Genomic DNA, 15,347 nt, shown 5'->3' on the forward strand with positions numbered 1-15,347 from the left:
GAACCGGTTTCACATCAAGAAAGAAACTGACCTTTTTTTCAATGTTTCTTTAAAAAATAAACAGTTTGTGGTGGTTCATACACATTAAGATTCCATCGGACGTATCCATAGACAAAATAAAAAAACGACCTAAGTCGTTTTCATTCTTACATGATATTATACATCCATTTTTTTAACTGCTATCAGACCAGTATCCGTTACTTGATACAACCCAGGCGTTAGTTTTTGATGATATACAACATTAGCTAACTTTTCATACGTCTCATGTTTAGGGAGTAATAAGACATAATCGTAATCTTCGTTATGCTTTTTAAATTCTTCTGGTGAATAATCAAAAGCTTCTTGTGCATCCACATTGGCTGAGAAAAAATAATATTTTCCAGCAAAACCAGCATAATATGAATTAACTTCATCAGTTTCAGGATCAACTAATAGTACCTTTTTATCGTTATACGTATATTCTTCAGGCGTTAATTTAGCCAATTGGAATGGTAGTCGATCAGCATTTTGTTGCTCATTGAAGTTTAAACGACCAATTTCACCATTTAACCCAATAATCGCAAAGAATAACAACGCAAAAGCACTTCGTTGATACAATTTTTTATTACGTAATACACGGAATGACTTAAGATCACGTTTCTCATAGTTACGTTCAAACATATTATCGTCTAACGTTCTTGTAACCATCCCCGCCCCCCAAAGCAGCAACAGTACAACAACCGTGGATAGATAGCGCTCAAATCCAGCTAATACAATCGCTTCATCGTAAGGCATAGACACAAGGTACATCGCAAAAATACTGATATAGTACAAGATAAAAATAAAGTCTAGTAATAGTAATTGATAGAGCACAATTGAGCGTCGATTAATTAGCTTTAGACCAATCCAAACTGCTAACATCGTGATGTTGATAAGCACCATACCACGAGTAGATAGAGATGACCACTGCATCGAAGCATCCAGCATCCGATGTGCAATTTCACGCATGTATTCAATTCCTTCAGAGTTCAATTGCCCACTAAATGCAGCAGCATCCAGCTGATGCTTTGAACTAGTGAAGGTACTCTTAACATGATTTAACCAAATCAAGAACGGTGTCACGCTCAATGCCACCACTGCTAGCCAACGCGTAATAATACTAATCACACGTTTTACTGACCAAGCCTTCCCCTTTGGATATACCCACAAGGCGACGAAATAATTAATCAACAAAACTGCGACAAAGAAAGCTCCCGAGTTCTTGATTAGCAACAAGTTGGCACTGGCCAGAAATACGTGACCCGCTTGTAACCATGGATGCTCTTCACCATAAACACACGCGCCGACAAAACCAGCTACCGTTACTGCTGCAATAACATAATCAACGAGTAAATTATTAAAACCAATTTCAACGTTCGCAAACATGGTCAATGTAATCACCATACAAATAATTGATGAAAACAGCACACGTTTCTTGTCTTTTAAGAATTCAAACACACCGTACACTGTCGCCCAGATGTAGATGAATTGCGCTACCAACATATTTCCTGAGCTGAAACCAGTAAAGTTAATAAAGTAGTTATTAAACAACGCTGTCCCAATTGGGTATGAGCTAAAGGAAATAATTGTATCACTAGCACCCGGTAGACGTTGCTCAAAGAACATAAATTTCACAATAGTTGCCCAATGTGAAAAATTGTCATAATGTACCATCGTCATACCCTGCAAGGTCATCCCAATCAAGATTCCACCTAAGATCATCCACACGTCAAAAATATGAACATGTAAACCAGCGCCTCGTACTTTGTGCAGCAAACGTAAAATAACCTGACCAATGAAGAGAACTAATCCAATTCCCGTAACAACATAAATTCCGGTTTGAAAGTAACCTGTCATTGCAAATGCATATAACAACAGGGTAATAATCCAGAAACTAGTAATCCAACCTAGGTAAGCAGCAACGCCCCATTGACGTAATTGCAAGAAATACCCCAGGATCACAACCATAAAGAGTAAAAGACCTAAAAGATTCATTATGATCGCCCTCGTTTCTTATCTGATTTTGCCCATTTATTGTAACGACGCATCCATTTTTCAAAGCGTTCAGCCACATTTGTATACAAGGCGTCCGTTGGTGTAATCCATTCATCTTGTTCTTCTGGTAACACCAGGTTAAATCCATCATAGATGATTTGGAAATAGACATTACTTGAGTGGCGTCCCATTGAACCTTCCACCAATTCAATTGCGTATTGATGTTGGCCATCTACGTCAATGACACGGACAATATGCCCAAGCACATGCGCAAATTCGTTCTTGTACTTCAATTCAATTTCGATTTCTTGTCCAGCCGTTGTAACCACATCATTTGTATTTGGTGTAATCACTAGCATCCCCTTTTCAGAGACATTAATCGTTTCAATAGCATGCTTGACACCATTAACCATGACATTTCCGTAATACGTACGGTCAAAACGTTCCGCATCTCGATACACTGGACGTCCACTCGCCAAGAAAATACAGAAAGTTACATTAATTAAATGCATGACTAACCAGAAAGTTACGATACTTCCCATCATGATTTCCGTACCAAACTTACCATAATTAAAGTGAATAATCGCTGCTACTAGAAATGCAAATGCGACAACGTAAGGTGCCATGTATAGACGATCACGCCAACCAAAGACACTATCTTTATCCGTCACTTTAAACTTAGTTTGCTTAATCCCTAATGCTTGGAACAAGACTGGTAAAACAAGGTATGGCGCAAAAAATGTTTCCTGTACTTCACCCCAGCGTTCATTACGAATACTACTTGATGTATCACCCAGTACCCAATGTAGAAGGAAATATCCTGGTGCCCAGAAAATCATCAATAGCCATAAATTAGCAATGACGACTGGTTCTTCAAACAAAGCAAAAATAACTGGTGCAGCCATAAAAATAATACGTCGAGAAAATGACCACCAATATAGATAACTGTTAATCAAAACCAATCGGTTATTAAACTTTAACTTACGATTCCAGAAAATACGCATGTTACGTGATGATTGAATAACCCCACGTGCCCAGCGCACACGTTGCTTAATTACACCCTTAACGTCAACTGGTGAGATTCCACTCGCTTGTGGTTCTTTGGTTGAGTAACTAACGTACCCTTCCATATTGATACGACCACCCAATTCAAAGTCTTCTGTTAGCGTTCCCACAGGGAAGCCACCTGCATCATCAATTGCTTGACGAAGAAATACAGTATTAGATCCTGTAAAAATCGCTGATCCTGTCATACTATTCAACACATTGATATCACGTGAGAAATAGTCTTGTTCATTTGGTACGACTTTTTCAGAGAACAAGTTGAATTGGAAAATGTCTGCATTATAGAAACTTTGTGGCGTTTGCACAAACCCCAATGGTTGCTCTTTAGGATCGTCTTGCGCTTGATCAGCCATATTTTGCATAAATACTGGCACTGTTGCATTCAAAAATGTTGAATATGGAATCATATCCGCATCAAAGATTGCCACTAATGGTGAATTCACTAATGTTAATGCATGGTTAATATTTCCTGACTTTGCATGCTTATTACCAGATAGTCCAATGTAACGTCCACCATATTCTGCCGTTAGTGTTGCAACTTCAGGACGATTCCCATCATCTGCTACGATTAAATGTACTTTACGCTTATCTGGGTATTCCATATAACTAATTGCGTTGAAAGTTTTACGTAGTAATTCAGGATCTTCATCATGTGTTGCAACGATAATATCGACATCTGGTACTTCTATCCCAGGCAAGTACTCCATATGGTCTAAATCTTGTTCAATGTGCTTCTTTGCGACACGTATACGTAAGTAAATCACGATATACGCCGTAATATTCGAGATAATTTCGGAACCAATTAGTAGAATCGCAAAGATTAAAATCCCAATTGAAGCGTTCCAAGGCAGTGTAAATAGCACACGCCAAATTAAATACAATACAGTTAGCAGGAACGCTAAAACATAGGCTATCTTTTTGGTTCGACTAATCATTTCCCACTCCCTTAAAAATCCAGCGCTTTTGGATTTGATAACTCACGACAAACAATAGTAGATCAGCCACAATTTTTGCAATCATTGCTGTCAATGTTGTTTCCGCAGATACAAGGTATTCTGCAATTAAGTATGTCAATTCTGCTGCAAAGAACATTTGGACAATTACTAATGCAAAATACTTAACTAACGTGTTATTACCTGCTTTATCAAATACGTAACGATGGTTTAATCCATAGTTCACCAAACTTGATACAATACGTGCAATAATAACAGCCCACATGATGTGTTCGCGCGTTTGCGTTCCCAAAACGATCATCATGATTGTATATACACCTAAATCAACTAGAAATGATGCAATTCCTGACCCCGCAAATTTTAGGAATTGCCCATAAATTGATAATGAATCCTGTACAACTCGGAAATTTGATCCAACATTATCATTCAAGTAAATAGTTTGAATTGGTACTTCAGTCATCTCAACCCCGTATTGATGACTATCTAATAACATTTTAAATTCGAATTCAAAATGATTTTCCGGAAAAGCCAATAATGGCGCAAAATACTTCTTTGGAATAACACGTAAACCAGTTTGTGTATCTGATACCCCTTGACCAGTAAATTTTGAAAACAACCAACTTGTCAGGATGTTTCCAAAACGGCTACGTAGCGGAACATCTGGATCGAATTCACGAACACCTAAGACCAAGTTCTCTCCATTAAATGCTTCAATACTACGACGAACATCGGGAATCGCATGTTGTCCATCTGCATCTAATGTAGCAACACCTTGAATTTCTGGATATTCAACGTCAAAGTACGCTAGTCCTGTTTTTAAGGCTGCGCCTTTCCCTGCGTTTTCGGCGTGACGAAGCAATGTCATACGCGGACCATACTGTTCAATTAATGTTGTAAATATGTATTGATGTTCTTCATTACTACCATCATCAACGATAACGACGTTTTGGCTTAATTGCTCGTCTCCCATAATTTCTTGCATCACCATCAAAAATTGTTCATCTGGATTAAATGCAGGAATTAGTATACCTATGTTGCCCATGTTATTTACCTCTTTATTTATGTACTCTCATATCCATTTGCTTAATTACACAATTACTTACAATAACATAGTTGTTATTTGCATTCAAAATTTAAAATTCATATTCCCATATATTTTGAATAAAAACCATGATTAAATTTTAAAAAGTTGAAACCCGTTTCATAAAGCTTATAAAAAAACAAAAACAAACACAACGCCCGGCAACTATACCAAATGACATACTGAACAAATAGTAAGCAACTACACAGGCATTTGTTAGACGATACCATTTAACCAAAAATAATTTCATTCGTGCTCACTAAAATATGCGTATTTTTTGACAAAAAAACAAAAAATAATCTTTTTAATACGCAATCCATTGCAATTGGTACAGTCATCATAAATTCACAAGCATTTAATCAAAATAAATACAAAATAAAAATCTTATATTATTGACGGGTAATCAACGCAGAAACGCCCATGCCACCACCAATACATAATGCAGCTACACCACGTTCAGACGGCTTCAACTCATGAATCAGAGTTACAAGTACACGCGCTCCGGAAGCACCTACTGGATGTCCCAAAGCAAGCGCACCACCATGTGGGTTAACACGACTATGTTCTAATCCTAGTAACTTATTAGAAGCTAACGCTTGTGCCGCAAAGGCTTCATTTAGTTCAAAGGTATCAATATCGTCGGTTGTTAGGCCATTGTCATTTAATAGCTTATCAACAGCATAGTATGGCCCTACTCCCATTAATTTAGGATCCAAACCAACTAAACTAGCCCCTTGCCATTCTGCTAATGGTGTTAGTCCATATTCTTTCAGAACGTCTTCACTAACAAGAACAAGCGCAGCAGCCCCGTCGTTAATACCTGATGAATTCCCTGCTGTTACACGTCCGTTTTCTTGGAATGCTGGCTTAAGACTAGCTAACTTGTCCAATGTTGAATTGGCACGTGGTCCCTCATCTTGTGCAACAATGATTGTTTCTTTTTTAGTTTTAACTGTTACGGGAATAATTTCAGCATCAAAGTATCCTGAATCACGAGCTTCGCTGGCATTTTGATGACTTGCCAAACTAAAAGCATCCATTTCTTCACGAGAAACGTCATATTTGTCCGCAACATTTTCTGCTGTAATTCCCATGTGGAAACCTTCATTAGCATCTGTTAAGGCATCGGCTAACAAAGTATCACGCATTGTTCCATCACCCATGCGGTAACCAAAACGGGCCTTATCTAAAACATATGGTGCATTTGACATGCTTTCCATACCACCTGCGACCATTACATTTGCTTGTCCTGATTGAATCATAGCCGCTGCCATGTTTACACTAGTCAACCCTGATCCACAGACATCATTTAATGTAACCGCAGGCACACTATCACCTAGTCCAGCTAGTTGGCTCGCTTGGCGCGCAGGATTTTGCCCTGCTCCGGCTTGAATAACATTTCCCATAAACACTTGATCCACTGTTAAATCATTCGGCAACTGCGCTTGCGTTAGAGCACCTTGAATGGCTACTCCACCTAACATCGCAGATGTTTGACTCGCCAAAGCCCCACCAAATTTCCCAATGGGTGTACGTTTTGCACCAACAATAAATACGCGCTTCACCATGTGTCATCTCCTCGTTTCTATGTAACTGTAGTAAATCATAAGTAGCTTAATGAACTATTAACACAAGAAAACATTATACATCATAATCCAAGACAAGTATCTAATCTTGTTTTCCAAGCCAGGTTAGACACTCTATAAACAAAAAAGCATTGCAGAGCAATACCTTCTTTTCACTATCGTACATATATAAATAGAACTAGGTTTAATCGTTCAATTCGCCACCAGCAATCTTATCCAATAATGGACGTGATGGAATAAAGAATAATTGCCCAGATTGAATCGTTGAAAACGTCAACAAGAAGTCATTCATGTCTACCATTTGTTGTAGCATTCCCTTAGTCACTTCCCAGTAACGTGAATAACCAATAAAGTATGTTCCTGTTTCCCCACGTGCTGGATCAGAAAATGGCACATTCATGCGGATAATCTTTTGTTCTTCACCATCAACCTCAGTCTTTGAGGCTAAGTTATGTGCATTCGGTAGCTTATCTTCATCTTCTAATTCTAAGTCAGTGAATTTGTCACGACCCACAGCCTTATCTTGATGTGCCACTGACATCTTACGCCAGAAGTCCATGTCATGTTGCCATTTTTGTGGGAATGCATATGATCCATCAATAAAGAACTCGTCTTCTTCACCGACTAGGGCATATGGTGCCGCATCTTCAACTTGTGGCGCTTCAGTCCCATCAATGTAGCCAATAATGGCACGACCTTCCATATAACGGAAGCCCTTCGTTTCATCAATCACTTCTGCAAACGATGACAAGAACTGCATATATTGTGTGATGACTTCATACAATACGCCAGCATTTTCAGCACGTACGTGCAAGAAAATATCTCCATCTGAGGCTGGCATTGAGGCTTCTGGTCCAGAAACTCCTTCAAAAGTTGTCAATTCGCGAGGCTTAGGCGCAGTAGGGAACAAATAGTCCCAAGCATTACTACTAAATCCAATGGATACACGTAGATTTGATTCTGGTTGGCGAATCTTCATTGAACGGTTAATCGCCTGCGAACGATCAACAAACTCTTGAATGCCTTCTTGTGTTGTTTCTTGATTTTCACGCTTCAATCGCAAGACGACAAAGACAACATTTTCACCTATGTCCTTCCAAACATCTTGTGCTAAATTCGGATTTACTTCTACCATTTTCTTTCCTCCTAATATGTAACACCATTCAATTTGATTGGTTATTCACATTCTACCATAACTTGTAATCATTCTAAATTAGAACACTGGTTTTTATATGCTTATTTTTTTGGTTATTTTATATCAATTTAAAATTTTAGACAGTTTTAGACAGAAATGGTCTAGAAACAAAAAAGTCGATTACTAGCTTGTAATCGACTTTGACACTTAATTTAATTTTGCTTGGCAAGCTGGGCATAGGCCACGTACTTCTACATGGTAACCTGTAATTTTATAACCTGTTTCTTCACTTGCAATTCGTGTTAATTGACTCATATCAAATTGATCACCGTCAGTAATCAATCCACAATTTGTACACATCGCATGATAGTGCGGTGTCCCAAAGTAGTCGAAATGTTGCTTTCCATCAACATCACTATCGATGACAAGAACTAATTGTACTTTTTCTAACATTTCTAACGTATTGTATATTGTTGCAACACTGATTTGCTCACCCTGAGCTGATAATCCTTGATGAATCATCTCGACCGTTGGATGCGTGTGTTGTTCAGCTAAGTAACTTAAAATCGTAATACGTTGATTTGTCATCTTGTAACCTGCATTACGGATGACTTGTAATGCGCCATCAATCGACTTCATGACGTCCATCCCTACTCCATTGCCATTATTTCAGTAAAAATTGGCGCTGCTAAATCTTCATCAATTTTCCCTGTGACATGATTACTAAATAAAACCACACCGTTCTCACCAGTTTTATCTAACATCATACTTGGTTCGTATCCTTGTAAAATACCGTGCAATAAATAACCATAATCTTGAACATACATACCACCTGAATAACCATAACCACCTTCAGTACGTAGCTTAGTTAATTCCGAGAACTCTTGTTTGGTTAATTCCGAGAACTCTTGTTTGGTTAGATTTTGCCCTTTAATTTCGTCGCTAATGTATCTATATGCGTCCCATGCAGACATAAAAAGACTGCCTGTTCCAACTTCACGATGAAATCGTTGTGGATTGAATTGTTTGACGTCTCCGTTTTTGGCATACGCAGTGGGTCGATTTTCTAATGCTTCAAACTCATCAACTGTTAAAACATTATATTTTGGCTTCAATTCACGTTCCACTAACTTATTATATGGAGTTTTGGTAAGTTTATACAACACATTCGTCAAGATTTGATAATCGGCAGCGTTATAATGCCATTTTTTATCATTCGTTGGCTTGTAGGTTATACCTGTCAAATACATGTTCATAAACTCTTGTTCGGAACGATCCCCATAAACATACCCGATCCCGTGATATGGGGCGTCCATGCGAATTAGATCACGCAATGTCGTTTCCTCAGCCCCCAACATTTTGGGATAAAAATAAGATAGCTTTGTATCTAATGTCATCTGGCGGCGCGTTAATTCTTTCATCAACAAATATGCGGTCACATTTTTAGAAATCGATGTTAATGAAATGGGTGTGTCTGGCTCAAATGGTACACCTGGTGACATCTCACCAAATGCTTGTTGCCAAATGGGTTGTCCGTGTTTAATCAATAACACACTGCCTTGGTAATGCTGTTCCTCTACCATATTAAGTATGGTCGTAAACTTCGGATCATCTATTTTACCCACTGTGCCCAATTTTGCATGTTGTACGTGTGATTCGTTTGCCTTAACATTTTCATCAGTTATTTGTTTTGTTACCTGTGCTTTTGTCGATGATATTTCTGTATGCCTAAATTCCGACTCGTTTCGTACGTGTTTCAATTCTATTTGAAACCACACGAATGTAATTCCGATTGCAACGATAACGAGACACCCAATGACCTTTATCCCTTGCCATGTATTATGTTGTTCCATGATTTCCTCAGCTAATTTCCTAAACAGTATTGTTTAATTGTAAGCCATTTATATCATCTTGAACATTGAACTTTAATTAAATGTAAGCTAATTATATTTTTTAAAAATTTTAGTGATGCGTTTCTCCAGGTAGTACCAATTGCCAGTGGGCGTTAAAGAAACGTCGTACAGCCAAATAACTTGTAAACATTGAGGCAATCGCTGTGGCTGAAAGTAAGGTAAATGCCACAACAATTTGATACTTAATGGCATAGACTGGATCTACACCAGCCATGATTAGTCCTGACATCATTCCCGGCAAACTCACCAACCCATAAGTACGAATTGAATCAATAGTTGGTTGCATCCCAATACGTACTGCTTCATTTGCAATAAGCTTACCAGCTTCACTTGGTCGTGACCCTAATGCTAAACGTTCTAGAATTTGTTCTTGTTGATCTTTGAATTGTTGATTCAATCCACGAAATACCAAGCCAACTGCGACCATAGAATTACCAGCGACCATCCCTGTAAAAGGAATTATTTGATAAGGGACAAATTTAATAGCCCCACTTGCGACTAGAATTCCTACTGTAATCACTGTAGATGACATAATAGCAATTAACGCAATTCTAAACGCATGTGGCAGATGATCACTACGTCCTCGTGCATTCCATGCTGCATTGAAAACGATCACTAACGCCATAATTGCAGTTAGCCAAATTTCATTCACATTAAAAATAGTATGTAATACAAACCCAACAACAGTTAGTTGTATCACAGCGCGAATAACTGAAATAATCGTGTCTTTACCTAAATTTAGCCGTAGCCGATAACTGACAATTAAAGAGACGGCAACTAATGCTAGCGCCAGCATTAATGATGTATTACTAATATCAACGGTTGTATTCATGAATTTGTCCCTTTCCATCTTCTAATCGTAATTCGTATCGTGCATGTGCGATTTCATCTTCATCGTGGGTAACGGATAAGATACCAAATTGGTACTTAGCTTGCATTTTCACAATCAATTCCCATAATTCAGCCTTACTATGCGCATCTAATCCAGTAGAAATTTCATCTAGTAATAAAAACTTTGGCGGGAATAATAAGTTACGAATAACCGCAATTCGTTGACGTTGTCCACCAGATAATTCATGAATATCGCGTGTTAAAAAATTAGGTGTTAGGCCAACCATGCCTAACAGTTCAATTTGACGATCGCGATCAACAGTTTGTTGACGTACTTGATATGGGAGATCTAAGTTTTCTTGTACTGTCTCATCAAATAATTGTGCCATCTGCATAGCATAAGACACATCTTCACGATAGCTTTCGATATCGTGATTCCATTGTGATACGCCATCTAATAGCACTTCACCGGATGTTGCATCCTGTAATCCAGCAACAATTTTTAGAATGGTACTTTTACCGCTTCCTGATTCACCTGTAATGGTTAACCATTGTCCGCTTGTCACTTCAAAGCTAACATCAGAAAACACAGTTGAATCATATGTCATACCGATATTATTAATCGTTAGTTTGTTCATAGCTTTTCCCCTAAATAAAAGACTCGAAGAACATATCTTCGAGTCCATTTTATAACTAATTTAGAATGATTACAATTTAAAAGTTTGTTTTTTCACATGAAAACTTTCATTTATTCGCATTTAGAAATGCCAACACAGCTTCGTTAAACAGTTTAGGCTTTTCTGCATGTGGCATGTGCCCAGTATCAGGAATAATCACAGCGTCAGCAAGCTGATTTAGTTGTGCACAATACAAGGCATGTTCACTAGACCAAAGCGGAGACTGTCCCCCTGCAATATACAATTGTGGCACATCAATGCTTTTAATAACGTTTTGCCACTTTAAACTGACATGGTTCATCAATAAATCTTGATTTCCCTCTGTATTAAATGGATATGCAGCTTGATCTGCTTTAATAGCTTTAAATGTTTCGTCTGGTAGTCGGGTCACTGTCATTTTAGTTTCTTTAAACCGCTCCATAACGTTTGTCATCGTTCCCCATGTTGTATCAAATAAACTATATGCCCATTCATCTGCGGAAAGGCACTGTGGTGATTCATCAATTGTGATAATTCGTTCAACTCTTCTGGTTCCAAACAGCTGACAATAACTCCATACTACTGCTGCTCCCATTGAATGAGCAAGCAAGATAACTTTGTCTCGATTCAGATATGTAATCATTTCATGAATATCTACGCTAAGTCGAGCAATGGTCGCTCCTGCATCGTATGAGGACCGTCCATGATTACGTAAATCCACTTGCACAATATGATAACCAGCCGCCTTGAGTGGGTTAATTTGTTCTTGAAATTCAGCATGGCGTCCTGAAAAACCATGGATCATGATAACCGTTGGATTTGTTTGTTCTCCAAATTCTTCATAATATAGATTCGCACCATCATTTAAGGTTAAAACTGACATTTTCCACCTCTTTCTCAACACCATATTCAACTGCTATTATTTGTGTATGTTAGTTTAACAACATTATCTAACAATGTATATACCGTATACAAATAAACGATATCATTTTTTCTAACGTAATTATTATCTTTCACTTCAAATTTTAACAACCATCGTCTATTTTTTAAAACCAAAACTATTTTTATTTAATTTTTTAAAATTTTAACTTCTTACTATAAATACTTGTATATGATTAGTATATGTCATATACTGGTGTAAACCTAATAATAAAGAAGAAAGAAGAAGTATATGATGGCAAAAAAAATGAACCATCGGGATCTTTTGGCTAGCCTAGCCCATGATTACTATCTATCACAACTATCGCTTGCTGACTTAGTGGAAAAATACGATCTAAGTCGTTACCTTGTTAACAAATACCTTGAAGACGCGCGTCGTGAAGGTGTCGTTACAATTAATGTCGCGGCTCCTAACCCGCGTAATCTAGAAATGGAAACAAAGTTCCAAGAACTGTTTGATATCGACAATGTTCACATTATTAGTGACAGTTTGAACCCTATTGAAACAAGTGAAAACGTCCTAAACTATGCTGCGCACCAAATCACACCTTTGATTACACAAAGTCGTGTTGTTGGTTTGACATGGGGAAGCACTGTCTATAACTTGATTCAAAACCTACCGGTTTCAATTCAAGAAGATATTACTTTCACACAATTCCTTGGTGAAAACATGAAATATAAGTCTGACGTTGGATCAATGCGCATGGTAGAACTTGTTGCATCTAAGTTCTCTGCCGAATATCTAACAATGGCTGGTCCACTTTATGTTTTGAACGATGATGTTCGTGAAGGGATGAAGTCTGAAATTGCGATTAAGCCATCATTTGATGCCGCGCAACACATGGATTTCTTGTTCACAGCTCTTGGAACAGTTGCATCACTAAACAGTATTCCTGTGTGGCGTGAAAATGCGGATGCAATCCTTTCAGGAATTAATCAAGAAGATATTGCTGGAATGGTTTACGGCCGTCCATTCGATATTGATGGTAACTTCCTAGCCTTAGACAACGATCACGTATTTGGCCTAGATATTGACACAATCATGTCTACTCCGCGTCGTTTTACAGTTGTTAAGAGCAAGTTTAAGACCGACGCTTTGATTGGTGCCCTACGTGGTAAGTTCTTCACTGACATTGTGATGACTGAAGCTGTTGCTCGTCGTGTCTTAACAGACATTCCAAACAAGTAGTCTTCAATACTTGTTTGTTTAAATTAAAAAACACGTTGACATCCCGATCTGTCAACGTGTTTTTTGTATGCCATCACACCACCTAATCTAAACTTATATCTTGTTGCTATGTTAGATACAAAAAAGACACCTCAATTTATTGAAGTGTCTTTTTGTATATACTGTATTTTCTATTCGCTCAGCGAATTAAGGATTATTTCTTGTTTAATACCAAACGTTGGTAAATCATGACTGTAACTAAGTAGTACATGACATATATACCGATTACCCATGGCAAGGCTGTTGCAACACCAGCATATGCATCTGGCATCATTGGCTTAAACATTTGTAGTCCAAGCAAGGCATCCGCCAAACCAATTGTCATTGGAATAAAGAATAGAATTCCCAAGTCCTTTGCAACTGTCATCTTCGCTTGATGCTTGGTTACACCCACCATGTTCAAAATTTGGTAACGGCGAATATCAGAAGCGACGTTAGATAGAATCTTGAACATCAAAGTTGATGCAAGCATTACCATAAAGGCAATTCCTAGGAACATACTCATGAATTCCAATCCACCAAACAAGCTCTTCATCATAATCAACATACCATATGATCCAGGTACGCTTGATGGCCCTTCTTGATCACTTTGATCCAAGAATTGTTCTTCACCCTTGTAAATACTACGCAAGACCTTATCATTACCATTTACATCAGATGTCGTAAAGGCACGCATCGTCTTTTCTTCACCAGCTGGCAATTCGTCTACCACAACAGCACGACTTTGGTATTGGGTTCCAGCAACATAATTAGCCCAGTTACCTAGTGTGAAGTTCTCTTGCATCTTTTCTGAATCAGGAGAAATATATTCCAAACGTGAATCATTCATCCCAATAAACTCACGGTTAGGAACCTTAGACTTCGCAAGATCTGACTTCAAGAAAAAGACTTCTTCACCCTTAACAACATACTTTACATCTGTTCGATAAGTAACATCAGAAACATCTGTTAAATCTGTTTCTTCGTTACGAACAACCATTGTGACTTCTGAGTTTTGTACCGCTTGTGATGGCAATGAGATGTAATATCCTTGCCCAACGCTCATGGCACCAAGCGCCATTCCGAATAAAACTGAAATCATTGTCAAAATACGCTTGTAGTCAGCTAAACGGAAACGTAATTGTCCATTTAAGAATGGGCGTAATCCACGCATTCCAAAGTTAGACTTTTGAATCCATCCTGTAACCAAGTTCAATGTGTGACTAACGAACAAGTATGTTCCGATCACATTCAAAATGATAATAACCACAAATCCAGCAATTTGAATAGTCTCAATGTGTGGCATCAACCAGTAGCTGGCTACCAACATTGCTAATCCAAGCAAGCCAAAGATAAACATCTTAAATGTGCTTAGCTTTGTTTGCTTAACAGTCGCATCAGCTGTTAGCAATGTCAATGTATCACGACGAGTCAAACGCATACGGTTGTACAAACCGTTCACAAAGAACACAAGCATGAAGAAGACCACCGTTACGATAATGGCATTTGGTGTCACCACTGACCAGTTTGTCAACTTAACACCAATCAAATCCATTAGGTAATCGGCACTAACACTTGTTAGTCCCATCCCCAACAAAATACCAAGTCCAACTGAAACAATTCCAACTAATAGCGTTTCACGCATCAATAGTGTTCCAATTTGACGCTTCGTCGCTCCCAACATAGAGAACAACCCGTATTCTTTCTGACGTAAACGTAGTAAGAAACTATTTGCAAAGTTTAAGTACACAAAGGTAATGATCCCCAACAAGACTTCACCAATGATAAACACTGGGATAATCATCTTCATTGTTGAGTTAGCCTTCAAAAAGGCATCATTTGTTGCCATGGCACTGAACATGTAGAAGATTCCAACGGCAATAGTTGTTCCAATTAATAGAACTAGATAATCACGCCACTTATGACGCAATGATTTTAAGGCAATCTTAGTTAACATATCTGCCACCT

12 protein-coding genes are annotated in these 15,347 nt (G+C 38.1%); 1 reads left to right on the top strand and 11 read right to left on the bottom strand.

All coding sequences use genetic code 11. The annotated features are described in order from the left end of the window. Positions 1-156: 156 nt before the first annotated feature. The 10 genes from KHQ31_RS04220 to KHQ31_RS04265 all read right to left on the bottom strand — a co-directional run bounded on the left by KHQ31_RS04220 (position 157) and on the right by KHQ31_RS04265 (position 12,116). Positions 157-2,013: an ABC transporter permease gene (locus KHQ31_RS04220; protein WP_213408120.1), complete on the bottom strand. Its 1,857-nt coding sequence runs from the start codon at positions 2,011-2,013 to the stop codon at positions 157-159. After that, the gene (locus KHQ31_RS04225) at positions 2,013-4,013 is read right to left on the bottom strand and encodes a glycosyltransferase (protein ID WP_264336117.1); all 2,001 of its coding nucleotides are present in this window, start codon (positions 4,011-4,013) and stop codon (positions 2,013-2,015) included. Before KHQ31_RS04225 ends, KHQ31_RS04220 begins: the two co-directional genes overlap by 1 nt. Further along, positions 4,006-5,073 carry a bifunctional glycosyltransferase family 2/GtrA family protein gene (locus KHQ31_RS04230; RefSeq protein ID WP_213408121.1) on the bottom strand — a complete coding sequence of 356 codons (1,068 nt, stop codon included), beginning with the start codon at positions 5,071-5,073 and terminating at the stop codon, positions 4,006-4,008. Before KHQ31_RS04230 ends, KHQ31_RS04225 begins: the two co-directional genes overlap by 8 nt. Positions 5,074-5,501: 428 nt before the next feature. Continuing rightward, positions 5,502-6,677: a thiolase family protein gene (locus tag KHQ31_RS04235; RefSeq protein WP_213409716.1), complete on the bottom strand. Its 1,176-nt coding sequence runs from the start codon at positions 6,675-6,677 to the stop codon at positions 5,502-5,504. 205 nt (positions 6,678-6,882) lie between these two features. Further along, a complete protein-coding gene (locus KHQ31_RS04240; protein ID WP_213408122.1) occupies positions 6,883-7,833 on the bottom strand; it encodes a Dyp-type peroxidase in 951 nt (316 codons plus the stop codon). A 207-nt stretch (positions 7,834-8,040) separates the two neighbouring features. Beyond that, complete coding sequence (locus KHQ31_RS04245) at positions 8,041-8,472, bottom strand: Fur family transcriptional regulator (protein WP_213408124.1); 432 nt, start codon at positions 8,470-8,472, stop codon at positions 8,041-8,043. A gap of 11 nt (positions 8,473-8,483) precedes the next feature. Beyond that, positions 8,484-9,686, bottom strand: a complete 1,203-nt coding sequence (locus tag KHQ31_RS04250; protein ID WP_213408125.1) for a serine hydrolase domain-containing protein — start codon at positions 9,684-9,686, stop codon at positions 8,484-8,486. A gap of 109 nt (positions 9,687-9,795) precedes the next feature. Next, positions 9,796-10,578, bottom strand: a complete 783-nt coding sequence (locus tag KHQ31_RS04255; RefSeq protein WP_213408127.1) for an ABC transporter permease — start codon at positions 10,576-10,578, stop codon at positions 9,796-9,798. Continuing rightward, the gene (locus tag KHQ31_RS04260; RefSeq protein WP_213408130.1) at positions 10,562-11,215 is read right to left on the bottom strand and encodes an ABC transporter ATP-binding protein; all 654 of its coding nucleotides are present in this window, start codon (positions 11,213-11,215) and stop codon (positions 10,562-10,564) included. Before KHQ31_RS04260 ends, KHQ31_RS04255 begins: the two co-directional genes overlap by 17 nt. Before the next feature lie 106 nt (positions 11,216-11,321). Beyond that, positions 11,322-12,116: an alpha/beta fold hydrolase gene (locus tag KHQ31_RS04265; RefSeq protein WP_213408132.1), complete on the bottom strand. Its 795-nt coding sequence runs from the start codon at positions 12,114-12,116 to the stop codon at positions 11,322-11,324. Between the two features lie 288 nt (positions 12,117-12,404). Here KHQ31_RS04265 and KHQ31_RS04270 point away from each other — a divergent pair, with 288 nt between their 5' ends. Continuing rightward, positions 12,405-13,361 (top strand): sugar-binding transcriptional regulator, encoded by a 957-nt coding sequence (locus KHQ31_RS04270; RefSeq protein WP_265583721.1) that lies wholly within the window; start codon positions 12,405-12,407, stop codon positions 13,359-13,361. A 193-nt stretch (positions 13,362-13,554) separates the two neighbouring features. On the opposite strand, the gene KHQ31_RS04275 is transcribed toward KHQ31_RS04270, so the two are convergent. After that, on the bottom strand, positions 13,555-15,336 hold the full coding sequence (locus KHQ31_RS04275) for an FtsX-like permease family protein (RefSeq protein WP_213408134.1): 1,782 nt from the start codon (positions 15,334-15,336) through the stop codon (positions 13,555-13,557). Positions 15,337-15,347: the final 11 nt, after the last annotated feature.

The organism is Weissella ceti (assembly GCF_018394055.1).
Classification (GTDB): Bacteria; Bacillota; Bacilli; order Lactobacillales; family Lactobacillaceae; genus Weissella; species Weissella ceti.